The organism is Mesorhizobium sp. M0189, assembly GCF_040322135.1.
Taxonomy (GTDB): domain Bacteria; phylum Pseudomonadota; class Alphaproteobacteria; order Rhizobiales; family Rhizobiaceae; genus Mesorhizobium.
The window spans coordinates 188281-213338 of the sequence record NZ_JAMYSW010000004.1 but is presented as its reverse complement, the minus strand read 5'-3'; the positions used below and the strand labels follow the sequence as shown (position 1 = coordinate 213338).

Genomic DNA, 25058 nt, shown 5'->3' with positions numbered 1-25058 from the left:
CCAAGTGGTGGCAAAGAGGGCAGGCCAGAGGGGGGTAAGCGCCAGCTCACGCGGTTACAGCCCTGATCGCCGGGTAAAGCTGGCGGTAGCGCTGATAGGCCTGCGCATAGGCGTCGCCGAGGGCGGCGACCGGCTCGACCGTGGCGTCCGTCGCCGGCGCCGTGCACACGGCGCGCGGATCGGCAGCGGTCGCCGCGATCAGGCCAAGCCGGGCCGCACCGAACGCGGCGCCGAAATCGCCCTCGGCGGGAATATCGATGGGCAGGCCAAGCGCGGTGGCGATGGCCTTCAACCAGTAGCGCGAACGCGAGCCGCCGCCGATCGCCGTCACCCGGGTCAGCGTCGTGCCGGCCTTGGCCAGAGCTTCCAGGCTGTCGCGGAAAGCGAAAGCGACGCCTTCGAGCACGGCCTGGGTCAGCGCCGCGCGGCCGGATTCGTGTGCAAGCCCCGTAAACGCGCCGCGAATGGCGGAATCATTGTGCGGCGTCCGTTCGCCTGAGAGATAGGGCAGGAAGGAGACACCGGTCGGCGCCTGCAGCGCATCGCCGAGTTCGGCGGTCAACTCGCCAGCACCTTTGCCCGCGATTGCCGATAGCCAGTTGAGCGAATCGGTTGCCGACAGGATGACGCCCATCTGATGCCAGGTGCCGGGCAGGGCATGGCAGAATGTATGCACGGCGCTTTCCGGGTTGGGCAGATAGGACGCATTGGCGGTAAAAAGCACGCCTGACGTGCCGAGCGAGACGAAAGCCTGGCCGGCACCGACCGTGCCCATGCCGCAGGCCGAGGCCGCGTTGTCGCCGGCGCCGCCGGCGATCGGGATGCCCGCCTGCATGCCCCATTTCGCAGCCAGTTCGCTGCGCAAGGCACCGGCCTTTGCCGTGCCTTCGACCAATGACGGCATCTGCCTTTCGTCGAGCGACGTGGCGGCGAGCAGTTCGGCGGACCAGGCTCGTCTGCCGACGTCGAGCCACGACGTGCCAGCCGAATCCGACATTTCCGAAATATGCTCGCCGGCGAGCCAGAGCCGCAAAAAGTCCTTCGGCAGCAGGACCTTTGCCACCTTGGCGAAAACAGCCGGTTCGTTGTTTTTCACCCAGGCGAGCTTTGGCGCGGTGAAGCCGGGAAAGACGATGTTGCCGGTCAGCTTGCGAAAGCGCGGGTCGGCGTCGAGTGCGGCCGCCTCGGCGTGGCTGCGTGTGTCGTTCCACAGGATGCAGGGGCGCAGCACCTGGTCGGCGGCGTCGAGCAGGGTGGCGCCATGCATATGGCCGGAAAGGCCGATGCCTTTGACCGCCGCGAGCTCCTTCGCATGCGCGGATCGCAGCTCGGCGATCGCCGCTTCGCAGGCGCGGATCCACTCAGCCGGGTTCTGCTCGGACCAGCCGGGATGCGGGCGCGACACGTCGAGCGGCGCATGGCCGGAACCGACGATGCTCTGCCTTGCATCGATCAGCAGCGCCTTGACGCCCGACGTGCCGAGATCGAGGCCGAGATACATGTTTCCTCCCATGTCCGTCAGGCCTGGCGGCGACGGTCTTTCTTGCTCCCCGCCTCTGCCTGCGACAGAGGCGGCGAAGATATCCCGGCAATCGTGCCGCCGGAAACGCACCCCGGTCAACACGCGAAGATTTTTTCGACGCTCGAAAAAATCTGGTCGGGGCAGTTTTTAAGGCAAGATGTGGCCTTGGTCAATTCGCCGCGAGAGCGGTTGCACGCCGTGAAAACAGTGCCGACAACGGGCTGTCCGGCCGTGCCAGTGCACGTTCCGCCGCAAGCGCCCGCGCCAGCGCGCCATCACCGGAACGCAATGCCGCTTCGATCAGCGTCAGGTCGATGACGTCGCGTTGGGCGTGGCTGCCGCCGAAGCGATGGGCGATCGCCCGGATCGGCCGGATCAGGCGTATCGTCTCGGCATAATTACCGTCGCCGAATGCCTTGATGGCGAGCGTCAGGGGATGGCCGACATCCCTGGTGAAACCAGCGTTGTCGTCTTTGCCCTGCATCGCCTCGCGCTGCGCCTCGAGCAAGCCGCGGGCCGGCGCTTCGAGGCCGGCGCCGACAAACGCCATCATCGCGTGGGCGTCGTTGAAGGCATAGTTGCCGGCGCTGGCCTTGGGCAACCAGTTGGCGGCCAGCGCCGTCCAGCGGTCGCCGACATCGACGCCGCCGAGATGCAGCCGCCACAGGATCGCCGAGGCATCGACCATGTTGAGCGCCAGCGTCGAGCGTTCGCCATAGATCGGCCCGTCGTAGAGCGTCAGCACCTCGTCGGTCTCGCCGAGGTCGTAGTGGAACAGCGCCAGATGCCACCAATTGTGCACCTGCAGGAAGCTCTCCCGCGTCCACGCTTCGGGATTGGCGCGCATCCACAGAATGCCGTCCTTCTGCCGGCTCTGCATCTCCATGACATGGGCGACGGCATGCTGGGCCCAGCCGTCGCGCGGCTCGAGATCGACAGCCATGCGGCCAAGCCTTTCGGCGCGCGCATAGTCGCCCATTTCCTCCAGTCCAAAGGCCTGCATGCCGAGTATGGCGTGGTAGCCAGGCATGCCGCTCTGCCAGGATGGCAGCGCGCTGCCGATGCGGTCGCGCAGCATGCGGGCATTGCCGGTGAAGAAGTCGATCTGGTGGCCGGTCTGCAGAGCCAGCGCATCGAGCGGAAACTCGATGGCGATATCCTCCAGCATGCGGGCGGCGGCGTGCCAGCGGCCCTCCGCAAGGTGGCCAAGGGCGGCGACATGCGCCTGCTCGCGCGTCGTCGCGGCAAGCGGCAGCGCTGCCTCGTGACATGCCTTGGCCACCGCCGTCGCCTCTCGCTCGGTGGCGAGGCCAAACAGATAACCCTTGAATACATGCGCCATGACGAAGCCGGGATTTTCGGCGATTGCCCGGTCAACGGAACCGACAGGATCGCCGATGAAGCACTGCAATTCGCGCACAGCCCGGCTGTAGGACGAGAACCCGGCCTCCGTCGCGCCAGACAGCGCTAGGCCAAATGCATCCCTGACCGCCATGGCTTGTCCTCAGTTGCCCGATCGCATCGCCACTGTCGCGATGCCGGCGCCGACCAGCAGCGTGCCGCCGGTGCGGTTGAAGATGCGGATCGCCTTTGGATTGCGCACGACGTTGCGCGCCCTTGCGGCGATCAGCGCATAACCGAAGGCGTTGGCGAAGGCGAGCGCCAGGAAGGTCGTCTCGAAGATCAGCATCTGTGTCCAGAAATCCGCATGCCGGTCGAGGAACTGCGGCAGGAAGGCGACGAAAAAGGTGATGCTTTTCGGATTGAGCGCGGTAACCAGCCAGGCATGTGCCGTCATCTTGGCCGATGACACCGCATCGGTGCGCGGTTCGGCCCGCAGCGCGCCGCCGGCGCGAAACAGCTTTATGCCGAGATATATCAGATAGCCGGCGCCGATCACCTTCAGCACGGTGAATACGGTCGCCGACGCCGCCAGCAGCGCGCCGATGCCCAGCATCGACAGTGTCATTGCGGTGAAGTCGCCGAGCGCCACGCCGACTGCCATCGGCAGCGCGGTGCGCCAGCCCTGGCCGAGCGCATAGGACACCACCAGCAGGATGGTCGGGCCCGGAATGACCAGAAGGACTGCCGAGGCGGCGGCAAATGCGGCCCAGTTTTCGAAGGACATTTTCTTCTCCTTGAGCTCAAAGAAGAGGATAAATCCTTGGCCTCGCGAAGATGTAAAGAGGCAAAAACCGAAAAAGCCCCTCGTTAACGGCAGATGGCTGGCCTTCACGCTTTTTCAACCATGATTGGTGAAAATGCCTGCTATCCGGCCGGACCGTGTTTCCCGCCGATAGTGTAGGGTTTGGGTAAATGCGTGAGTTGCCGCACGGTCTGTCGCTGCCGCATAATGGCGACGCAATCGAAACCGAAATACAGCTTTCCCGCCGCACGGTGCTGTCCGGCGCCGGTGCGCTGGCGCTGCTCGGCGTCGCCGGCTGCAGCCAGACGCTGGATCTGCCGTCGCTCCAGCTCGACGACGTCACCACCGGCTCGATCCGGCCCGTGCGTCCGAGCATCAGCGTCGACAAGAACATCACCAGCCCCGACGTGATGTACGCTTCGCTCACCGACGGTGGCTTCAATGTACCGGAGGTGCCCTACCTCAAGGTCAAGCCGGAGTTCCGCCGCCAGATTGTCGTCGATCCGACCGGCGAGCAACCCGGCACGATCGTCGTTCACTCGCAGGAGCGGCTGCTCTATCTGGTGCAGCCCGGCGGCGAAGCGATCCGTTACGGCGTCGGCATCGGCAAGGACGGATTCCGCTGGTCGGGCCGCGCCAACATCCAGTACGGCAAGGAATGGCCGGTCTGGACCCCACCGCCCGAGATGATCGCCCGCAAGCCGGAGCTGGTGAAATGGCAGAGCGGACAGCCGGGCGGCCTCGACAATCCGCTCGGCGCGCGCGCCCTCTACATCTATCAGAACGGCAGCGACACCGGCTATCGCATCCACGGCTCGCCCGAATGGTGGAGCATCGGCCAGGCGATGTCGTCGGGCTGCGTGCGCCTGATCAACCAGGACATCATCGATCTCTACAGCCGCGTCTCCAAGAAGAATCCGGTGGTCGTCGTCTGACCGGCGGCCAAGGCTCGAGCGATTACTCTGCCGGCTAGCACTGCACACCCATGTACTACAATTTTGTGCGAATTCATGCGACGCTTCGCCTTGCCCAGCCATGTCCGCTCGTGTGACTGACAAGTTTTGGGAGATCGCGACATCGTTGCGCTGATCGAGGCGAGCGAAGCGGAGAAGCCGACCATGCGTGGTCCCTTGCAAGAAGCAAGAAAGCAATTGATGCCGCTTGTCAGGATAGCTGAACTGGAAATCGATCCTAAGCAGATCGGCAGCTACAGGGCCCTGCTTGCTGAAGAGATTGAGGCTTCTGTACGCGTCGAGCCGGGCGTGCTTTTCCTTCATGCGGTGGCAGTAAAAGGCACGCCTGAAAAGGTGCGCGTGATCGAATGCTACGCCGATCGGGCGGCCTATGAGGCCCACCTGACCACGCCGCACTTTCTCAAATACAAGGCGCAGACGGCGAGTATGGTCAGGTCACTTCGGCTCATCGAAACGGATCCTATCGCGCTGCAAGCGAAGAGTGGCGCGATTTCAAACTGACCCACTGCCTCTGCCGTTGCGCGATGCCACAAGACAGGCGAATGTGCCTGCGATTTTCATCGCCCGGGAGACGTGAACAATGGCCGGAACTTTTGTGATCGCGCAAGGCGGCGGCCCGACCGCCGTCATCAACCAAACGGTGGTGGGCGCTGCGCTCGAAATCCGCAAGCGGCGTCCCGGCGCCAAGGTCCTTGGTTCCATCCACGGCGTGCGCGGCATTCGTGACGGCAATTACGTCGATCTTTCCGCCATCCCCGAGGACCGTTTGCGGCTGATCGCAGCGACGCCGAGCGCCGCGCTTGGTTCGACGCGCGACAAGCCGGATGCCGCCTATTGCGACCTCGTCCTCAACGGCTTGAAGAAAGCCGGTGCCGACGCCTTCATCTATATCGGCGGCAACGACACCTCGGGCACGCAGCAGATCCTGACCGACGCCGCCGGCGGCAAGATGGCCTTCGTGCATGCGCCAAAAACCATCGACAACGATCTCGAGGAGAACGACCATACGCCCGGCTTCATGTCGGCGGCCGAGTTCGTCGCCGGCGCGTTTCTTTCGGTCGATCTCGATTTCCGCGCTTTGCCGGGCATTTATGTCGGCATCGTCATGGGGCGGCACGCCGGTTTCCTGACGGCCGCGTCCGCGGCATGGCAGCTCGATCAGGACAGCGGCCCGCATCTCGTCTACGTGCCGGAGCGGCCGTTCTCGGCGGCCGGTTTCATCGACGACGTGCGCGCCACGCTCGACCGCCACAAGCGCTGCATCGTTGCCGTCTCCGAAGGCGTCAGCACCGCCGACGGCAAGGCACTGGTCGAAAGCCTGGTGCCGCCGGAAAGGCTGGAGCGCGACCAGCACGGCAACGTCAAGCTGTCGGGCAGCGACCTGCCGGCAGCCTTGGAGCGCGCGCTGGCCGAGGGATTGCCGGGCAAGCGGGCGCGCGTCGATGCGCTCGGCTACATGCCGCGCGGCTATGTCGGCGCCATCAGCGCGGTGGACGCGCAGGAGGCCTTCGACGCCGGCGCCTTCGCGGTCACGGTCGCCGACGAGGGCGGCGGTTCGGTGGCGCTGCAATATGACGGCAAGAAAACCGTGCTGAAGAAGGTGCCGCTGAAGAACGTCGCCGGCAAGACGCGCCATATGCCGGATGATTTCATGCTGCCCGATGTCAACCGGCTGTCCGATGCGGGGATGGCCTATCTGAAGCGGCTGGTCCCGCAAAAATACAAGGTCGGCAAGCCGTTCGTCTGATGCCGGCCTTGATCTGATGGACAACTGGTTCAGCAAAACCATCGTCGACGCAGAGACGACCATGCTGACCGAGCCCTTCGTGCATGAATTCGTGCGCGCCAACATCTGGCATTTGCGCGGCCGCGACGTCGACCTGCTGGTCGACACCGGCATGGGGATCTGCCCACTGGCGCCGCAGATCGACACGCCGGCCGGCAAGCCGCTGCTCGTCGTCGCCACGCATATCCATCTCGATCATGTCGGCTCGCTGCACGAGTTTCCGTTGCGGGCAGGGCCGCGCCACAGCGCCGCGCAGTTCGGCAGCATGGATGAAGCGATTACCTACGCCTACATGTTCCATGACCTGGAAGGGGCTGTCTCCAGGCTGCCGGCGGAGGGCTGGAAAGCCGCCGATTACAGGATTCCGCCGGCGCCGCTGACTAGGACCCTGGACGAGGGCGATAGGGTCGACCTCGGCGACCGCCAATTCCGCGTCCTGCATCTGCCCGGCCACTCTCCTGATTCGATCGCGCTGTTCGACGAGGCCGACGGCCTGTTCTTCGCCGGCGACGCCATCTACGACGCCACGCTGATCGACGACCTGCCGGATTCGGATCGTGCCGCCTACCGCCACACGATGCAGCGGCTGCTCGATCTGCCGATCCGCATCGGCCATGGCGGTCATGGACCGAGCTTCGACGGCAGGCGGATGCGCGAGATCGCCTCGGCGTATCTCAGGCGAACGGACGGGACAGCGGCATAGGAAGCCTCGGCAGGGGCGGTGAGGGGCGGCACAACCTGAGGCGATTTTTCTTGGGTAGCTATTTTGTTCTTGCTTTGTGCCGGCAGCTATGCTAGTAATTTGGGTATGGTGCTGATTTGCCCCAACGACCCGCCGCAAGGCGGGTTTTTGTTTTCGGCTTTCGGCGCCAGCCCGGCAAGGCGGCTGCCAGCCGGAAATTAAATCTTCGTAATATTATCTGGAAACCACGATCGGCGCCCTAGATGCGGGGCTGTCGATTCGGTCGGCCGCCGTGCCAGGCGAGACAGGCAAGGCCGACACGCCGATGGAGCGTTCCGGTGACGGAACGCTGCGGCGCCCGATCAATCTCTCGCCCGGACAACGGCCATGTCACCAATCCAGACCCTTCGCAGACATCGCGTCGCCGCTTTGCTGGGCGCCGCGCTGATCGTCAGCCCCTTCGCCCTGCCTCTCGCTCCCAGGCTGAATGATGTCCTGGCGGCAACAGTGACGCCACCTGTCACCGGCATGACCGCTCCCAGCGGTTCGTTCGCTCCGGTCGTGGCGGCCGACAAACCGGCAGTGGTGACCATCACGACGGTCATGAAAGCCCAACAGCCGGACACCACGAGCGATGGCTCTCCCTTTGGCGGAACCTCGCCTTTCGACGATTATTTCCGCCATTTCTTCGATGACCAGGGACAGCCCGCCCCCAAGACGCCGCCGGAACAGGCGCCGCGCACCGAGGCCCTCGGCTCAGGCTTCATCGTCGGCGCCAACGGCACCATCGTCACCAACAATCACGTCGTCGACGGCGCCCAGTCGATCAAGGTGACGCTCGACGACGGCACCGAGCTTCCCGCCAAATTGATCGGCCATGACGCCAAGAACGATCTTGCCGTGCTCGAGGTCAAAGCCGGCAAGCCCTTGCCGACCGTCAAATGGGGCGATTCCGACAAGCTCATGCCGGGCGATCAGGTGCTCGCCTTCGGCAATCCTTTCGGCCTTGGCACCACCGTCACGGCCGGCATCGTCTCGGCGCGCGGCCGCGACCTGCACAGCGGGCCGTTTGACGATTTCATCCAGATCGACGCACCGATCAACCGGGGCAATTCCGGCGGCCCGCTGACGGATGTGAACGGCAATGTCGTCGGCATCAACACGGCGATCTTTTCGCCGAATGGCGGCAGCGTCGGCGTCGGCTTCGCCATCCCCTCGGACCAGGCGCAAAAGGTCGTCGCCAAGCTGATGAAGGGCGGCTCCATCCAGTACGGCTATCTCGGCGTCCAGATCCAGCCGGTGACGCCTGATATGGCGAGCGCCATCGGCCTCGATCACCCCGCCGGCGTGCTGGTCGCGCAGGTCAGCGACGGATCGCCGGCCGCCAAGGCCGGCATCGAGACCGGCGATGTCATTACCAGCTTCGCCGGCCAGGACATAAAGGATCCAAGGGACCTGTCACGCGCCGTCGCCGACATTGCGCCCGGCACGAGGGAAGCGCTCAATGTCTGGCGCAAGGGGAAGGGCCTGCAGATCTCCGTCGAGATCGGGCGCAACGAAGACGATATGGCGACGGGATCGGTGGCCGGCGATCAGGGTCAGCCGTCGACGGGGCAGGGCCTTCGCGCACCGACGCTCGGTCTCGGCCTGATGGACGTCACCCCGGATGTGCGCCAGGCAATGAACCTGGCAGGCAACCAGCACGGCGCACTGGTCGAGCGCGTCGACCCGAACAAGGCGGCATCGGCTTCCGGCATTCAGCCCGGCGACATCATCGTCGCCGTCGACCAGCATCCGGTGAGGAGCGCCAGGCAGGCTAACCAGGCGATTTCTCAGGCTGCCAAATCCGGCAAGAAATCGGTGCTGCTGCTTGTCGAGCGCGGCGACGCCCAGATGTTTGTCGCCGTGCCCTTTGCCAGTGGCTGAGGCACGCGCCGCGCTGCCAAGATCGACGTAGAGCACTGCCGCCAGGCCGAGCCAAGATTTCGGTTGCCCGCGGGCGCGTCTTCGAGAAAACTGACAAGGGTCGATTGGACCTTGCGCAAATGGATATTCTCGATGGTTACCCGAGGCTTCTCTTCCGGACGAAAGCCCCCGACGGATACGAATGCACGTATCCCGCCGGGGCAGTATCTCGAGCAAGGTTTCCCGGTCCTGTCGGCCGGCCCGACGCCGCATGTGCGCACCGAGGATTGGTCGTTCACGCTTAAGCACGGGCCGCGGCCGATCAAGAAGTGGAACTGGGCCGAGTTCAATGCGCTGTCCTTGACCAAGATGACGCGCGACATCCATTGCGTGACCGCATGGACCAAGTTCGACACCGCGTGGCAGGGCGTGCTGGTCGATGACATCCTTGCCGACGCCGGCATCGAGCCGCCCACCGCCTTCACGCTGGCGCTGGGTTTCGACGGCTATTCCACCAACGTGCCGACGAAGGATCTCACCGGCGGCAAGGCGATGGTGGCACTGCTTTACGAGGGCAAGCCGATCACCCCCGATCATGGCGGGCCGGCGCGGCTGCTCGTTCCACATCTCTATTTCTGGAAATCGGCCAAATGGCTGAACGGGCTGCAGTTCACCGAGCGTGACGAGCCGGGTTTCTGGGAGCTGCGAGGCTATCATATCTATGGCGACCCGTGGCGCGAACAGCGCTACACGAACGATCTATGAGCGACGCACCGGCGGCGCAGTCGCCCTGGCAGACAGTCACCATCACCCGCATCCAAAAGCGCACGCCGCGCGTCACCAGCTTTTTCCTACAGCCATCGCGGCCCTTCGCTTACCGTGCCGGACAGCATGTCGACGTCAGGCTGACAGCGCCTGACGGCTATCAGGCGCGCCGCTCCTATTCCATCGCCTCGGCACCGGAGACCGGCGAGACCATCGAGCTGGCGATTGAAAAACTCGAGGACGGCGAGGTCTCGCCGTTCTTTCACGAGATCGCGGCGGTGGGCGACGACGTCGAATTGCGCGGGCCGCTCGGCGGCCATTTCGTCTGGTCCGACAGCGATGGCGGACCGCTCTTGCTCGTCGGCGGCGGGTCGGGCGTGGTGCCGCTGATGTCAATGGTCCGTCACCGGGCGATGCGGGAGTCGCTGGTCGCCGCCGCGCTGGTGTTTTCCGCGCGGGTCTGGGACGAGGTGATCTTTCGCGACGAGTTGATCGACCTCGCCGAGCGCCGGGATGGCTTCGACCTGGTGCTGACGCTGACGCGCGAGCCGGCCCGCCGTCCGGCGGATTATGCGCGGCGGATCGACGCCGCGATGATGGTGCAAGCCATGACGAGGCTGCCCGCGCCGCCGAAGCTGGCCTTCGTCTGCGGCTCGAACGCATTCGTGACGGCCGCCGCCGAGGCACTGATCGATGCCGGCGTCCCGGCGGCACTCATCCGCACCGAACGCTACGGGGTCTGACCCGGTTCTGCTTGCCCGTTGCAGTCTTCGCTGCCCGGCATAAACAGGCCGAAAACAGGTAGAACGGCAAGGTCGCGTTTGGCTGAAATGGTTAACGATTCGACAAACAACCCCTGCTGCTACTTTTATCGGTTTAAAAAATCGAACCGAACGGTTCGTTTCTGTTGACAATGCGTGCAGGACGCTGTGAACGCTGCCTCTCCAAGCCACCTTGCAGCCAGACCGATGCTATGGGCTATCTACTTGATATTTAGCAATAAAATTGTGGCGGAGGGAATCTCTGGCACAATTTCAAGGTGTAGATTCTTGGTCCACACCAAACAACTTCGTGATTGGAAACTGGCCATTGGCTTTCCCACATCGGGCTGTCCGGACGACGCGAATTCCTCCCAAGACACGCCGCTCGCCGGACGGAAAAACTGAGATACTGGAGTACTAAAATGAAAAAGATCGCTCTTGCCGCCGTCGCCGTTTTGGCCATCACCGGCAGCGCCTTCGCTGGCAGCGACAACTTTGGTTCCAAGGGTGCGAACCAGCCTGCCGCTTCGGTCGACAGCTCGTACACGGCTTCCATTCAGAAGCCGGCTCATGCTGACGAGCAGCCTGTCCAGGGCGCCGACCGTAACCTCTTCGGCAACAACTAACAGCCGATCCCAGCATCAGGGCGGCGGGCATTATCCGCCGCCTGGGACCCGAGAAATTCAGGAGTATTAAAATGAAAAAGATCGTTCTTGCTGCCGCCGCCGTTCTGGCCATCACCGGCAGCGCTTTCGCCGCTAGCGACAATTATGGTTCCAACGGTGCCAACCAGCCTGCGCCTTTCGTCGATAGCTCGTACACGGCTTCCGTCAAGACGTCGGACCATGCTGAAAAGCAGCCGGTCGTCCAGGGCGCCGACCGCAACCTCTTCGGCAACAACTAATAGCCGATCCCAGCATCAAAGCGGCGGGTGAGCCCGCCGCTTGATTCGAAAATCCAGGAGTACCCAAATGAAAAAGATTGTTCTTACTGCCGCCGCTCTCTTGATTGCCGCCGGCAGCGCCTATGCCCGCAACGACAATGTTGGCGGGACCGACATCAACAAGCAGTCGACCGTCAACGTCGACAAGACGCAGACGTTTTCGGTACGTGACACCAATTCGCCGATCTACAAACTGCTGAATTCGTCTGGCGATGTGCCCAAGTCCGCGCCTCAGGGCGCCGACCGCAACCTCTTCGGTAACAACTAACAGCCGAACTGGAATTCCAAACAAGAGCGGCGGGCCATGCCCGCCGCTCTTGTCTTTGTATGGCGGAAAAACGCCTGCTTCAAGCCGCCTTTGCTTCTGCTTCATGGAGCGCGAAAGAGCGCCCGTCGGCGTCGAAAATATGCAGGTCGCCTGCGTCCGCCGTCAGCCGCAGCGTCGCTCCGCGCTTGACCTCGACATTGCCCGGCAGCTTGGTCACCAGCGGCAGGTCGGCGCGGCCGATGTCGACATAGACGAGTTGGACCTCGCCGAGCTGCTCGACATAATCGACCGTCCCTTCGAACAAATAGTCGGCGCCGGTGGCAATCATCAGATCCTCCGGCCGCACCCCGAAGCTCACCGCAGCGCCTTTCGCCGAGGCAGGCGTTGCGATCGGCACCGTTGCCTTGCGGCCGCCGACATGGCTGACGAGCGTCGGGTTGCCGGTCTTGTCGATCGTTGCCGGCAAGATGTTCATCGCCGGCGAGCCGATGAACTGGGCGACGAACAGATTGCCGGGCCGCTTGTAGAGCTCCATCGGCGTGCCGACCTGTTCGATATGGCCTTCCTTCAGAACCACGATGCGGTCGGCCAGCGTCATCGCCTCGACCTGGTCGTGGGTGACGTAGATCATCGTTGTGGCCGGCATCGATTCCTTGAGCTTGGCGATCTCGATGCGGGTAGCGACGCGCAGCGCCGCGTCGAGGTTGGACAGCGGCTCGTCGAACAGGAAGACCTTGGGATTGCGCACGATGGCGCGGCCGATAGCGACGCGCTGGCGCTGGCCGCCCGACATCGCCTTGGGCAGACGGTCGAGATATTTGGTCAGCTGCAGGATCTCGGCCGCCTGGCGCACCCGCTTGTCGATCTCGGCCTTGCTTTCCTTGCCGATCTTCATCGAGAACGCCATGTTGTCGTAGACGGTCATGTGCGGATAGAGCGCATAGGACTGGAACACCATGGCGATGCCGCGCTTCGACGGCGGCACGTCGTTGACGATTTCGCCGTCTATCTTGAGCTCGCCCGAGGTGATCTCCTCCAGCCCGGCGATGCAGCGCAGCAAGGTCGACTTGCCGCAACCAGACGGACCGACGAAGACGATGAATTCGCCCGACTTTATGTCGAGGTCGACGCCGTGCAGAATGTTGAGATTGCCGTATGATTTCTTCACTTGCCTTAGCGTGACATCGGCCATGGTACCCTCCAGTTCTTCCTTGAATTCAGTCGATACGCCCGAACCAGGCGCCGTAGCCGCCCAGGCGGATAGTGCCGGCGTCAGTCTGTCCCGAAAACCCGTGCCCCGGCAAGGGCTGCAGTGAGCGGCCGCCAAGATCGACCTCGGCCGGCTTTGCGCCGAGATTGAAGGCGCAGACGATCTGCTCGTTGCCTTCGCGGCGCGTGAAGGCGACGGTGTCGTCGTCGCTTTCGATGAACTCGATATCACCCTTGGCCAGTGCCGGATGAGCGCGGCGGAAAGCCAGGAAGCGCCGGTAGTGCTCGAGCAGCGAGCCGTCGTCGCCCTGCTGCACATTGACCGCTTGCGCAAGATGCTTGCGGGGCACCGGCAGCCAGGGCTTTGCCGTCGAGAAGCCGCCATTGCGGGCAGCGCCGTCCCAAACCATCGGCGTGCGGCAGCCATCGCGGCCCTTGAATTCCGGCCAGAAGCGGATGCCGTATGGGTCCTGCAGATATTCAAAGCTGAGCTCGGCCTCGCTAAGCCCGAGCTCCTCGCCCTGATAGATGCAGACCGAGCCACGCAACGACATCAGCAGCGCCGAGATGACCTTGAGGTAGGCGGTCGGGTCGGGCTCGCCGGCAGCCCAGCGCGAGGCAGGGCGCATCACGTCATGGTTGGAGAAGGCCCAGCACGACCAGCCGTCGCTGGCCACCTTGCCGAAGGTTTCCAGCACCGAGCGTACCTTTGCCGCGCTGATCTTCTCCGGCGCCAGGAAGTCGAAGGAGTAGCACATGTGCACGCGCTTGCCGCCGGCCGTATAGGCCGCCACTACTTCCAGCCCACGCTGCGAATCGCCGACTTCGCCAACCGCGGCCGTCGCCGGATATTCGTCGAGCAGGGCGCGGAAGCGTTCGAGGAAGCCGAGGTTTTCAGGCCGGCTCTTGTCGTAGAGATGGTCCTGGTAGTTGTAGGGGTTGACGGCCGGCGCCGTCTGGTCGTTGCGCTGCTCGGGCGGCAGCGGCGGATTGTCTTCCAGCCCTTGGCTGTGGAAGTAGAAATTGATGGTATCGAGGCGAAAGCCATCGACGCCGCGCTCCAGCCAGAAGCGGGTGACATCGAGCAGCGCGTCCTGGACCGCGCGGTTGTGGAAATTGAGGTCGGGCTGCTCGGCCAGGAAATTATGCAGGTAATATTGCTGGCGGCTGGTGTCCCACTGCCAGGCCGAGCCGCCGAAGATCGACAGCCAGTTGTTGGGCGGCGTGCCGTCCGGTTTGGCATCCGCCCAGACATACCAGTCGGCTTTTGGATTGCTGCGGCTCGAACGGCTTTCCTTGAACCATGGATGGATGTCGGCGGTGTGCGACAGCACCTCGTCGATCATCACCTTGAGGCCAAGCCGATGCGCCTCGGCGGTCAGCGCGTCGAAGTCGGCGAGCGTCCCGAACATCGGATCGACGTCGCAATAATCCGACACGTCGTAGCCAAAATCCTTCATCGGCGATTTGAAGAATGGCGAGATCCAGATGGCGTCGACACCGAGCGAGGCGATATAGGGCAGCCGGCCGATGATGCCCCTGAGGTCGCCGATGCCGTCGCCGTTCGAATCCTGGTAGCTGCGCGGGTAGATCTGGTAGATCACGGCACCTCGCCACCAGTCGCGATCGATCGCGAGATCGGGCTTCGGGGTCGCCTTCAAAGCGGATTGCATGATCTCAACCTCCTTTCACCGAGCCGGCAAGCAGCCCGCGGACGAAATAACGCTGCAGCGAGAAGAACACGATCAGCGGCACGATGATGGTGACGAAGGCCGATGTCGTCAGGATCTCCCAGTCGCCGCCGCGCGAACCGAGCAACGCATTGAGCTTGGCGGTCAGCACGATCTGGTCGCCCTCGGTACCGAGGAAAACCATCGCCACCAGCAGATCGTTCCACACCCAGAGAAACTGGAAGATGGCGAACGAGGCCAGCACCGGGAACGACAATGGCAGCACGATCTTGACGAAGATCTCGAAATCGCTGGCGCCATCGATGCGCGCCGATTCCATGATCTCGCGTGGCAGGCCGGCGATATAGCTCCTCAACAGATAGATGGCGAAGGGCAGGCCGAAGCCGGTATGTGCCAGCCAGATGCCGAGATAGGTTTTCGACGGCACGCCGAAGAAACTGCCGACGCCGTTGTAGAGCTTCAACAGCGGGATCAGCGACATCTGCAGCGGCACGACCAGGAGGCCGATGATGACGGCGATGAGCAGCGCCCGGCCGGGAAAGCGCATCCACGCCAAAGCGTAGGCGGCGAACGCGGCGATCAGGATCGGGATCACGGTCGCCGGAATGGTGACGGTCAGCGAATTCATGAAGGAGCGGCCGATGCCTTCCGAAAACAGCACCGTGTCGTAGTTGTCGGTGGTGAATTTCGGCGGCGCCGACGAGGCGTAATAGACGCGCTGGCCGCGTTCGCTTTCGAAAGCCTTCGGCGAGGTCATGACGAAACTGCCGTCGGCATTGAGCTGCAGGGTCACGCCGTCGCCGAGATCGGCTGTCGTGCCGGCGGGATATTGCGTCGGTGCGGCCGACTTGACGCCGAAGGCGCTGATGTTGCGGGCAGGACCGTCGCCGAAGATATTGCCTTGCAGGACGAACTTGCCGTCCTTCTCGACCTGCGCCGAAGCGGGCGGCAGCCGTCCGGCTTCCGTCTGGCTGGAACTGGTGAACGAGTTCCACCAGCCCGAAGCGATGATCTGGTCCTTGTCGCGCAGCGACGAGACCAGGATGCCGAGCGTCGGGATCGTCCAGATCGCAACGAAGATGAAGACGGCGATATGGACGCCGAAACGGCTGACAAAGGACTTTCCGGTCGCCACGGCCATCTCAATGTCCCTCCGTCTCTTTGTTCGCCTGGCGGATGTTCCAGACCATGATCGGAATGACCGCGATCATGATGATGATGGCGATGGTGGCGCCGCGGCCGAAATCGCCGCCGCCGCGGAACATCCAGTCGAACATCAGATTGGCCAGCACCTGGCTGTTCCACTGGCCGTTGGTCATGGTCAGCACGATGTCGAAAACCTTCAGCACCAGGATGGTGATGGTGGTCCAGACGACGGCGATGGTGCCCCAGATCTGCGGCACCATGATCTTCCAGAAGATCTGGAAAGGATTGGCGCCGTCGATGACGGCGGCTTCCAGCGTCTCTTCCGGAATGCCGCGCAAGGCCGACGACAGGATGACCATGGCAAAGCCGGTCTGGATCCAGATCAGGATGATCATCAGGAAGAAGTTGTTCCAGAACGGCAGCGATATCCAGACCTGCGGCTGGCCGCCGAAATACTGGATGATGGCGTTGAGCAGGCCGATCTGCGTCTGGCCGTCGCCGCGGTACTCGTAGATGAATTTCCAGATGACGCTGGCGCCGACGAAGGAGATGGCCAGCGGCAGGAAGATCAGGCTCTTGGCGATGGTGCCCCACCAGATCTTGTCGGTGAGCACGGCGATGATCAGCCCGAGGAAGGTGCAGGCGGCCGGCACCACTGCCAGCCAGATGATGTTGTTGAGGATCGAGTTGCGGAACTCGCGGTCGCCGAACGCCCATTGATAGTTGGCCAAGCCGACGAAATGGCCACCGCCGCGATCGAGGAACGACAGCCTCAGCGTCTCCACCACCGGGTAGATCAGGTAGATGGTGAGGATGATCATCGCCGGCCCGACGAACAGCCACGGCCGGATCACCCCCTGCCGCCGCAGATTGTTAATCGCCGCCTTGCCGGAAACGCCGCGTGCCGGAAAGATCGTATCGAGTGCCTTGTTGGCGCCCCAGAAATAGGCGACGCAGCCGCCCACGCCAATGATGATGACGAATATCGCCGAAAAAATCTGAGCCGCCATGGGTCCCTCCCCCTGCGCACGGATCCGCCAGTCGAGAATGGCTTTGGCGACGGGATCATGCGCCGATTCAGTTGTCTGGAGCGCGACCAGCCGAAAAGCAGGTCACTGGGCGCGCATCATGCCGGAATGCGTTGTGCTCACGACAATCGACGCGACGCCAAGCACCGGATAAGGTCCGGGCCGTTTGAGGCCCGGACCGCATCACATTGGGAACGCAAGCCGGCCGCTTACTTGATCGCGTCCCAGCTTTTCTGGATATCGGTGGCGACGTCCTGGGCGGACTTGCCGCCGACCAGGTCGATCATGCCGGTCCAGAAGGCGCCGGCGCCGATCTTGCCCGGCATCAGGTCGGACCCATCGAAGCGGAAGGTCGAGGCGTTGGCCAGGATTTCGCCCTGCTTCTTCAGCGCGTCGCTGGCATAGGCGTCCTTGTTGACCGACTTGAACGGCGTCACGAAGCCACCCTGCGCCATCCAGATCTCATGAGCGAGCGGCAGCTTCAGGAATTCGATGAACGCGCGGGCACTCTTGCTATCCTTGGTGATCATGGCGAGCGTGCCGGCGCCCAGCACCGGAGTGCCGAGATCGGGCTTGGAGGCGTAGGGCGGGTAATAGAAGAAGTCGGCATCCTCGCCGATCTTGGTGCCTTGCGGGAAGAAGGTCGGGATGAATGATGCCTGGTGGTGCAGATAGCATTTTGGCGGCACCGAGAAGAGGCCCTTCGGGCTGTCGCGGAAATCGGTCGCCGCAACCGCGTTTGCACCGCCCTCGACCATTTTGTCGTCGGTCGCGATCTTGCCGAAAATGTCGATGGCGTTGACCACGGCCGGATCGTTGAACGGAATTTCGTTCTTCACCCATTTGTCGTAGGTCTCGGGCGTCTGGGTGCGCAGCATGATGTCTTCGACCCAGTCGGTCGCAGGCCAGCCGGTGGCGCCGCCCGAACCAAGCCCGATGCACCATGGCGTGCCGCCGTCGGCGATGATCTTCTTTTCGAGCTCGGCAAGCTCTTCCTGCGTCTTCGGCACCTTGTAGCCGGCTTCCTCGAAATTATCCGGCGAGTACCAGACTAGCGATTTCACGTCGGCCTTGTAGGGGAACGCGAAGAAACCGGGCTTGCCGTCCTTGTCCTTGAAGGTGCCGAGGTCGACCCAGGATTGGCCGGCGCCGTAATTGTCCTTGACCCAGGTGGCGGTGTCGTCGCCGAGCGGCGTCAAAAGCCCCTTCGATGCCAGATCCTGGATCAGACCCGGCTGCGGCAGCACGGCGATGTTGGGCGGGCTGCCGGCCTGCGTGTCGATGACGATCTGCTGCTCGTAATTCTCCGACGAGGAGTACTTGATCTCGGCGCCGGTGGCTTCGGAGAAATAATCGAGAACGGTGCGGACAAGCCCTTCGTCCTCGCCGCGCCACGGTCCGAAGATCGTCAGCGTCTCGCCCTTGAGGTCGACCTTCTTGAGCTCCTCGTAGTTGGCCCAGTTGAAACGGGGATCTTCGCCCGGCTTGAACTTCAGTTCGGCTTGCGCCGGCATGGCCAGGGCGAGCGTGGCAAACGCAGCGCCCAGCAGAAGCATTTTCTTCATCGGTATTCCCTCCCAGTGGTGACAAACACCGAACGAAACCTCCATTCCGTCCGGCGGCGCTGCAGGACTGTGACTCAGTCGGAAAGGAACTGCAACCTTTCGTAGAGTCTTCCAAAGCGCTTTGGTGATTTTGATCACGCCACTGAATTGATCCGGAGTCAAGAGAAAGCCACGCTAATCGATTTGATTTCTGCGGCCGAGTGCCAGCGAAAGTGCGCTGCAGCACAGTTTTCTGGCGGTGCAGCAGCAAATTCGGCTTCAAACCGGTCTGAACCGTGCGTATGGTCATTGCGCTCGGCAAGGCGGTTCGTAGCGGCCAGCTCGATTCAGATTAAAAGCGCTTTGAGGTTTTGGAGGCCTCCGGTGAACCTCAAGCAGCTCTCCCACATGCTGGCGCTTTCGCAGACCACGGTCAGCCGCGCATTGAACGGCTACCCGGAAGTCAACGAGGAAACGCGCCGGCGGGTGGTCGATGCCGCCAAGCGTCACGGCTATCGCCCCAATCCGAGCGCGCGCCGGCTGGCGACCGGCAAGACCGGCATGATCGGCTATGTGCTGCCGACGGGGACGACCGTCGACATCGACCCGCATTTCGTCGAGTTCCTGTCCGGCCTCGGCGACTATGCGCGTTCGCACGAGCTCGACCTGGTGCTGTCACCGGCCGATGCCGACGACCAGGAGACGACCTACCGCCGTATTGTCGCCAACCGGCAGGTCGACGCGGTCTATATCTCGTCGCCGAGGCCGGCCGACCGCCGGGTGGCGCTGGTCAATACGCTCGGCATTCCTTTCATCGTCCATGGCCGCAGCGAAGGCTTCGATTTCGACTATCCCTTCACCGACATCGACAATGAGGGCGCCTTCCACGAGGCGGCGCGGCTTCTCGTCCAGCTCGGTCACAGGCGTCTGGCGCTGATCAATGGCGACGATCGCGAGACCTTCGCCATCCACCGCGAGCGCGGCGTTCGGCGCGCGCTAGCGGCAAGCGGCCTGGTGCTTGGTGATCAGCATGTCTGTTCCCTCACCATGACCGAGGAGAATGGCTACCGCGCTGCCCGGCGCTTGCTGGAACAAAGCGACGCGCCGACGGCGATCGCCTGCTCCAGCCTGATCATGGCGCTCGGCGTGGTGCGCGCGGTGCGCGATCTCGGCCTGACCATTCCGGGCGACCTGTCGCTGATCGCCCATGACGACGTCTTTCCCTGGCTGAAGCCGGAGAATTTTTCGGTGCCGCTGTCGACGACGCGTTCGTCGATCCGCCTGGCCGGCGCGCGCATCGCCGAACGGCTGGCGGCGCGGATTTCCGGCCTGGAGGAGGGGGCTCGCGGCGAGGTCTGGCCGGTCGACCTGGTGGTCAGGGGATCGGTCGCCGGCGCACCGGCCTAGAGGCAATCACTCTGAACGGCCGAGGTCGACTCTTGGCGGCTGTTGGCCAGCACCAGCGAGTGCGTCCTGGTGTCAGGCCGCAGATTTGAGGTGATCGATGAAGGCGCGCAGCTTCGGCAGGACTTGGCGCTTGCCTGGATGATAGAGGAAGACACCCGGCGTCGTCGTGGCGATGCTGTCCAGCACCGACTTGAGTTTTCCTTCTTCTATCAGACCTTCGGCGAGTGGTCGTGGTGTCTGCGCCAGCCCAACGCCCCGCGTCGCAGCCCCGACCAATGTCGAATAGTCGTGCGCGATCAGCGGGCCTGAGACGATCGCTTCGATCGCGCCATTGCCGTCGACGAAGGACCAGGGCGCGATCGCGCCATTCGAGCGGCGCAAGCGTAAGCAGGCGTGGCGGCGCAAGTCCTCGACACGCTCGGGACGGCCGTGGCGCTCGAGATAATCAGGGCTGCCGACGACCACGAACGAGAACGGCGGAGTCAGCCGCACCGCGACCATGTCGGCGGCGATGAGCTGGCCGAGGCGGATGCCGGCATCGAACCCGCCGGTCGCCAGATCAACCATCTGGTCGCTCACGGCGATCTCCAGTTCGATCTCAGGATAGGCTTGGCAGAACGACGCGAGCACCGGCTCCAACATCAATGGCACGATGGCGCGGGGCACAGACAGACGCAGCAGACCGGTCGGCCGTTGGCCGATATCGCGGGCAGCCTCGCCGGCCGCGACGAGCTCTTCGAATGCAGGGCCGGCACGGTCGAGGAACCGCTGGCCAGGTTCGGTTAAACCGACGCTCCGCGTCGTGCGGACGAACAGCGCCGTACCCAGGCGAGCTTCCAGCGCGCGCACCGCTTGGCTCACAGCGGACGGCGTCACGCCGAGATCGGCGGCAGCACGGCGGAAGTTGCGGCGCCTGGCGACGGCCAGGAACGCCTCGACGCCCTCCAGCGCACCATGTCGGACTGTGTAGTTCTGCTTCATAGGTTGTTGTGATTACACCGGATAGTCGAATTGCGGTAGCGGGCTTAAAGCCGCGTGAATCAACTGTTGAGAGAAGGCCAAATGTCCACGGAAATAGTGTTCCAAACCCATCTTGTTCTCGGCTATGTCGCGTGGCTGCTTTGCTTCGGCGCATACGGTTTGCCGTGGCTCAGGTCGATGGACCGGGTCGCAGCGCAACGTTCTATCGCTACGCTGCACAGCTTCCGCTTCTTCGGGCTCGTCTTCATCGTTCCGGGCGTCGTAAGCCCCAATCTGCCCGCCGATTTCGCCGTGTTTGCCGCCTACGGCGATTTCGCGACTGGCGTGCTGGCCATGCTGGCGCTGCTCACGGTGAGGATACGCCCGCTCTTCTGGCCGTTGGTCGTCGCCTTCAACGTCGTCGGGACGGTCGACCTCATCGTCGACTATTACCACGCCATTCAGATCGGCCTTCCTGCACGCGCGGGGGAACTGGGCGCAACCTACGCGATCCCGATCATCTACGTACCGCTGCTGATGATAACGCACATCGCCGCATTCTATTTTCTGGCGCGTCCTCGGCAAAACGCGACTTAAGCCATCGTAGTCGATCCGCCTGGCCGGCGCGCATTGCCGAACGGCTGGCGTCGCGAATCTCCGGCCGGAGCAGGCCGCGCGCGGCGAGGTCTGGCCGTTCGACCAGTGGTCAGGGCATCCAGGGCCGGCGCGCCGATGTAAAGGTCAAAACTCGATCACTCCCGGCGACCGAGTTCGACCCAGAGCGGCCGTCCGACCCTGCGAGCCCGATGACGCTGGCCAACCCTTAGCAGAAAACGGACTGAAGAATAGCCGCGCTGCAGCAGCAAAGGAGATCGATCGCTTCCCCAATACCACAACCGCTATCGGAGTACCGAATCGGCCGGCTGAGCCGTCGTTATCGGATCGGCATGACGATGCACAATCTTCCACAGACCATCTTCTGGGCGAAAGACGCTCGTCGCGCGTAACGCAAGAGGCGTGACATCGCTCCGACCGCCAACCTTGGACCTGAGCCGCTCCACTTCGACGATGTATGCCAGCTCAGACGTCACACACTTCGCTATGTTCTCGAAGCCGCTAGCGTCGCCGTCCCTGTAGTTCGATGCCGCCTGCTCCATCGTCTCAACGACCTGCTTCCATCCATGAGCGAAAGGGCCAAAGGGATTGCCCAGTGTTACATCGTCTCGTTGGGAAAAGAGCTTCTTCGCTGGCGCGGGGTTTCCTTTCATGAACTCATCCAGAGCCAGGTGGTATTCTTCAACTGCTTGATCGAAGCCACTGGCGTCGAGGGACACGTCATCCTCCCTGTCGTTTTTATTTCTGATCCGGACTGGCGACCACAGGTCTACATTCTGTGCGCCCGCAGCGGTGAAGCATTTTCCCTACGGCGGCGTAGTGCAGGTTGGCTTGGTCATTATAGCACGGCGTGAGACAAGTTTCGCGACAGCGTTATGAGACGGCTCGGTTCAAACACGAGACTTAGTCCTTGGCCGCCTCGGCCGCCTTGGTGTCCAGCAGCCCAAAGCCGAAATCATTGTCCCGCCCCTTGGGGCCGAGATCCTTTGCCGTGGCGGCCAGTGCTTTCTCGACCCAGTCGGCCGAACGGTCGGGCGCGGCATGCAACAGGTTGGCGACCGCGCCGGTCACGATCGCCGCTGCAAAGGACGTCCCGGTCACCACATCCGAGCCGGCGCCGCTTGGCGCCACCATCTCGACGCCGGGAGCGGAGATGAAGACGTAGGCGCCGCGATTGGCCTGCGGCATCAGCCCGTCCTTGGCATCGGTGGCCGTCACCGCGATCACGCCGTCGAAGGCGGCCGGATAACCATAGGGCGCCTTCGGCCCGTTATTGCCGGCGGCGGCGACCAGCACGATGCCGAGCGCGCGCGCATTGCGGCAGGCGATGCCGAGCAGGTCGTTCTTCGGGCCGACGAAGCTCATATTGATGATACGGACATCCTGCTCCGCCGCCCAGTCGAGCGCCGAAAGGATGACGTCCATGGTCGACTTGCCGCCCTCGAAGGCGCGGGCGTGATAGATCCTGGCGCCCGGCGCCATGCCTTTGAACGCGCCGGTGCCGGCGATCAGTCCATCGACCGAAGTACCGTGGTCGCGTGCCTTGATCGGCACGTCGGGCATGGCATCGAACTGCTCGGCGATGACACCGGAGAGCGCGGGATTGCTGTCGTCGATGCCGGTGTCGATGACGCCGACGCGGACATTCTCGCCGCTGGCTTCCTTGGCGTCGAGCGCGATGCGCTCGAACGCATAATTGACGATGCTGGCCGCCTGCTGCAGCGAATAGACGTGGTTGGCCTCACGCCGCAAAGTGCGGCCGTCGGCGGCAAGCTGCGCCAGCACGACGCCGACTGGGCGGCCATCGGGAATGCCGAAGCGCACCAGCGTGTTGCCGAGCAGCCGCGACTGCCGCTGCGAGCGTATTTCGAGGCCGAACGAGGCGGCGATCTGCTGGACCGCGCCGGCATCGCCATTGACCGTGACCAGCACCTCGTCGGGCACGAAATCGCCGATCACGGCGCGCGGCGGCTCGGTTGCGACAAGATCGGTGGGTGCTACGATCGGACCGCCCGGCGCGGCCGCCGGTATTGCCGGCAGGCCCGAAGGCGGAGCGGTCGGCGGGGCCGCGGTATTGCCGGGAGGTATCGGCGCCTCGGTGACTAGGGTAGGATTGGGGAACAAGTCGACGATCAGCGCGGGAAGAAACACGGCACTCACCGTTGAAGCCTTAGCCGGCGTTTTGCCGCCGCTATCCTTCCCGTCGTCGCCGTCCTTGGCGCAGTCGGTGCCGGCGGCACTTGCCCGGTTCAGGCAGTCGATCTCCGCCTGGGTGAGGTTCGGGTCGTTGGTCTGCGCCATCGCGGACGTGGCGAAGATTGTCATCGCCGCCGTCAATCGAATGACCGCCTTAGCCGCCATCAGCCGGTTTCCTTCCCTCCAGGGCAGCTTCGGTGAAAGGCTGGGCGGCAATAAGGCCAAGCAGCTTCTGATAGTCGGCGGCGGTCTTGGCCGGAACGCCGAGGCGGAAGACACCGTCGGCGGTCGGCCCGCCGGCGATCTTCAACTGGTTCTGGTCGAGAAAAGCGACGATATCGGACAGCTTCGCATCCGGTTTGAACTTCACCAGTGCAAACGGCATTTTGGCCAGATCGTCTGCCGATCCGGCAATCTTGAAGTCGCCACCTCTGCTGCCGGTCTGGACAAAGGATTGCGCGACGACCAGGGCCAGCAGCACCGCGGCCGCGGCCCAGGCGACGCCGGCCGGCACCGCCATGAAGCGGCTCCAGGCCTGCGCCAGCCAGGGCGACGCCGCCGGCGCGCGGGCCGGGCCGGCCTCGGCGTCGAGCGCCTTGGCAAAGCGGCTGAGCGCATCGGCCGGCGGGCGGATTGCCTCGTTTGCGGCAGCAGTGCCGGAGAATTCGGCCTCGGCCTCGCCAAGCGCGGCCATCGCCGCCGGATCGCTCTCCAGCCATTCCTCGATGGCTTCCAGCTCGGCGCCTTCCAGCGAGCCGTTCAGATAAAACGGCAGCAGCATTTCCATTTCGTCGCGGCGTGACATTTTTTCAGCGGCGCTCATGGCCACCCCCTGTCGTAACCGGCGGCCTTGAGAGCTTCGCCGAGTTTCTTGCGGGCGTAGAACATCCTGGTCTTGACCGTGGCGACCGGAATACCGAGCACCTCGCCGATCTCGCTCACCGATTGCCCGTGATAATAGGCAAGGTCGATCACCGTGCGATGCTCTTCCGGCATGGCATCGATGAAGCGTCGCAAGGCAGCGGCCTTGTCTTCCTTCATCGTCACGACTTCCGGCGTGTCGGCACCGTCGGCGACCTGGGCCGCGTCATCGTCGTCGATCCAGTCTTCCTTCTTCCTGCGTAGCAGGGACAGCGCCTTGAAGCGGGCAATGCCGAGCAGCCATGTCGAGACCTCCGAGCGCCCCTCGAAGGCCGGCGCCTGCCGCCAGAGCTCGAGGAACACCTCGTTCGCGATATCGTCGGCCATCAGTTCCGATCCCGTCTGGCGTGCCACGAAGCGGTAGACCCGCGCGTGGTGGCGCATGAACAGGAGCCGCACGGCTGCACGGTCGCCCTTCGCGACCCGCTCGACGAGCGCGCGATCGGTCTCCGCGGCTGTCATCGCCGGTCGAGCCGCCTGGCTCCTGCCTGCTCTGTCGCTGATCGGCCCAAAAAGGTTCACCGCCTCCGCCGGATATTTGCGGAGGCTAACCGAAGAGCGGAGAGGTTGCCAGAGGTGCGCTTTCTCC

At 63.6% G+C, this 25058-nt stretch carries 25 protein-coding genes; 12 read left to right on the top strand and 13 right to left on the bottom strand.

From position 1 onward, the window contains the following. Positions 1-46: 46 nt before the first annotated feature. The 3 genes from xylB to NKJ09_RS09380 form a co-directional block, all read right to left on the bottom strand. Complete coding sequence (gene xylB / locus NKJ09_RS09390; RefSeq protein ID WP_352495229.1) at positions 47-1501, bottom strand: xylulokinase; 1455 nt, start codon at positions 1499-1501, stop codon at positions 47-49. Between the two features lie 190 nt (positions 1502-1691). Then, complete coding sequence (locus tag NKJ09_RS09385) at positions 1692-3017, bottom strand: tetratricopeptide repeat protein (RefSeq protein WP_352495228.1); 1326 nt, start codon at positions 3015-3017, stop codon at positions 1692-1694. 9 nt (positions 3018-3026) lie between these two features. After that, complete coding sequence (locus tag NKJ09_RS09380) at positions 3027-3650, bottom strand: LysE family translocator (RefSeq protein ID WP_023718327.1); 624 nt, start codon at positions 3648-3650, stop codon at positions 3027-3029. 188 nt (positions 3651-3838) lie between these two features. On the opposite strand from NKJ09_RS09380, the gene NKJ09_RS09375 reads away from it, so the two are divergent. From NKJ09_RS09375 to NKJ09_RS09330, 10 genes are all read left to right on the top strand, one after another. Beyond that, the gene (locus NKJ09_RS09375) at positions 3839-4603 is read left to right on the top strand and encodes a L,D-transpeptidase (RefSeq protein WP_352495227.1); all 765 of its coding nucleotides are present in this window, start codon (positions 3839-3841) and stop codon (positions 4601-4603) included. A gap of 219 nt (positions 4604-4822) precedes the next feature. Beyond that, on the top strand, positions 4823-5143 hold the full coding sequence (locus NKJ09_RS09370) for a putative quinol monooxygenase (protein ID WP_031193766.1): 321 nt from the start codon (positions 4823-4825) through the stop codon (positions 5141-5143). Between the two features lie 79 nt (positions 5144-5222). Further along, positions 5223-6389 (top strand): diphosphate--fructose-6-phosphate 1-phosphotransferase, encoded by a 1167-nt coding sequence (locus tag NKJ09_RS09365; protein WP_352762653.1) that lies wholly within the window; start codon positions 5223-5225, stop codon positions 6387-6389. Between the two features lie 16 nt (positions 6390-6405). Continuing rightward, entirely contained in the window at positions 6406-7131 is a 726-nt protein-coding gene (locus NKJ09_RS09360; RefSeq protein ID WP_352495226.1) for an MBL fold metallo-hydrolase, read from the top strand. 366 nt (positions 7132-7497) lie between these two features. Next, positions 7498-9036 carry a DegQ family serine endoprotease gene (locus NKJ09_RS09355; protein ID WP_023718332.1) on the top strand — a complete coding sequence of 513 codons (1539 nt, stop codon included), beginning with the start codon at positions 7498-7500 and terminating at the stop codon, positions 9034-9036. 132 nt (positions 9037-9168) lie between these two features. Then, positions 9169-9780, top strand: a complete 612-nt coding sequence (locus NKJ09_RS09350; protein ID WP_352495225.1) for a molybdopterin-dependent oxidoreductase — start codon at positions 9169-9171, stop codon at positions 9778-9780. Further along, positions 9777-10523: an FAD-binding oxidoreductase gene (locus tag NKJ09_RS09345; protein ID WP_352495224.1), complete on the top strand. Its 747-nt coding sequence runs from the start codon at positions 9777-9779 to the stop codon at positions 10521-10523. The genes NKJ09_RS09350 and NKJ09_RS09345 overlap by 4 nt, the downstream gene beginning before the upstream one ends. A 440-nt stretch (positions 10524-10963) precedes the next feature. Continuing rightward, complete coding sequence (locus tag NKJ09_RS09340) at positions 10964-11167, top strand: DUF680 domain-containing protein (RefSeq protein ID WP_023718335.1); 204 nt, start codon at positions 10964-10966, stop codon at positions 11165-11167. 71 nt (positions 11168-11238) lie between these two features. Then, positions 11239-11445: a DUF680 domain-containing protein gene (locus tag NKJ09_RS09335; RefSeq protein ID WP_352495223.1), complete on the top strand. Its 207-nt coding sequence runs from the start codon at positions 11239-11241 to the stop codon at positions 11443-11445. A gap of 67 nt (positions 11446-11512) precedes the next feature. Then, positions 11513-11752 (top strand): DUF680 domain-containing protein, encoded by a 240-nt coding sequence (locus NKJ09_RS09330; protein ID WP_352495222.1) that lies wholly within the window; start codon positions 11513-11515, stop codon positions 11750-11752. A gap of 79 nt (positions 11753-11831) precedes the next feature. Here the strand turns inward: NKJ09_RS09330 and NKJ09_RS09325 are convergent, their stop codons facing one another. From NKJ09_RS09325 to NKJ09_RS09305, 5 genes are all read right to left on the bottom strand, one after another. Then, on the bottom strand, positions 11832-12944 hold the full coding sequence (locus tag NKJ09_RS09325; RefSeq protein ID WP_023718338.1) for an ABC transporter ATP-binding protein: 1113 nt from the start codon (positions 12942-12944) through the stop codon (positions 11832-11834). A gap of 25 nt (positions 12945-12969) precedes the next feature. Then, positions 12970-14634 (bottom strand): beta-galactosidase BglA, encoded by a 1665-nt coding sequence (gene bglA, locus NKJ09_RS09320; protein WP_352515901.1) that lies wholly within the window; start codon positions 14632-14634, stop codon positions 12970-12972. Positions 14635-14638: 4 nt separating this feature from the next. Beyond that, on the bottom strand, positions 14639-15793 hold the full coding sequence (locus NKJ09_RS09315; protein WP_023718340.1) for a carbohydrate ABC transporter permease: 1155 nt from the start codon (positions 15791-15793) through the stop codon (positions 14639-14641). A gap of 1 nt (position 15794) precedes the next feature. Beyond that, on the bottom strand, positions 15795-16808 hold the full coding sequence (locus NKJ09_RS09310) for a carbohydrate ABC transporter permease (protein ID WP_023718341.1): 1014 nt from the start codon (positions 16806-16808) through the stop codon (positions 15795-15797). Positions 16809-17035: 227 nt separating this feature from the next. Beyond that, entirely contained in the window at positions 17036-18391 is a 1356-nt protein-coding gene (locus NKJ09_RS09305; RefSeq protein WP_352762649.1) for an ABC transporter substrate-binding protein, read from the bottom strand. 363 nt (positions 18392-18754) lie between these two features. Here NKJ09_RS09305 and NKJ09_RS09300 point away from each other — a divergent pair, with 363 nt between their 5' ends. After that, on the top strand, positions 18755-19777 hold the full coding sequence (locus NKJ09_RS09300; protein WP_352495219.1) for a substrate-binding domain-containing protein: 1023 nt from the start codon (positions 18755-18757) through the stop codon (positions 19775-19777). A gap of 72 nt (positions 19778-19849) precedes the next feature. On the opposite strand, the gene NKJ09_RS09295 is transcribed toward NKJ09_RS09300, so the two are convergent. Further along, positions 19850-20758 (bottom strand): LysR family transcriptional regulator, encoded by a 909-nt coding sequence (locus NKJ09_RS09295; RefSeq protein ID WP_352495218.1) that lies wholly within the window; start codon positions 20756-20758, stop codon positions 19850-19852. An 81-nt stretch (positions 20759-20839) separates the two neighbouring features. Between NKJ09_RS09295 and NKJ09_RS09290 the strand changes: the two genes are divergently transcribed. After that, the gene (locus NKJ09_RS09290) at positions 20840-21334 is read left to right on the top strand and encodes a DUF8737 domain-containing protein (RefSeq protein ID WP_352495217.1); all 495 of its coding nucleotides are present in this window, start codon (positions 20840-20842) and stop codon (positions 21332-21334) included. A 302-nt stretch (positions 21335-21636) separates the two neighbouring features. On the opposite strand, the gene NKJ09_RS09285 is transcribed toward NKJ09_RS09290, so the two are convergent. The 4 genes from NKJ09_RS09285 to NKJ09_RS09270 form a co-directional block, all read right to left on the bottom strand. Continuing rightward, entirely contained in the window at positions 21637-22071 is a 435-nt protein-coding gene (locus tag NKJ09_RS09285; protein ID WP_023718345.1) for a YybH family protein, read from the bottom strand. 184 nt (positions 22072-22255) lie between these two features. Then, positions 22256-23713, bottom strand: coding sequence for a S8 family serine peptidase (locus tag NKJ09_RS09280; RefSeq protein WP_023718346.1), 1458 nt, complete (start codon positions 23711-23713; stop codon positions 22256-22258). After that, positions 23703-24371, bottom strand: a complete 669-nt coding sequence (locus tag NKJ09_RS09275) for an anti-sigma factor (RefSeq protein ID WP_352484363.1) — start codon at positions 24369-24371, stop codon at positions 23703-23705. Before NKJ09_RS09275 ends, NKJ09_RS09280 begins: the two co-directional genes overlap by 11 nt. Next, positions 24368-24931, bottom strand: coding sequence for a sigma-70 family RNA polymerase sigma factor (locus tag NKJ09_RS09270; protein ID WP_352484364.1), 564 nt, complete (start codon positions 24929-24931; stop codon positions 24368-24370). Before NKJ09_RS09270 ends, NKJ09_RS09275 begins: the two co-directional genes overlap by 4 nt. Between the last annotated feature and the right edge of the window lie 127 nt (positions 24932-25058).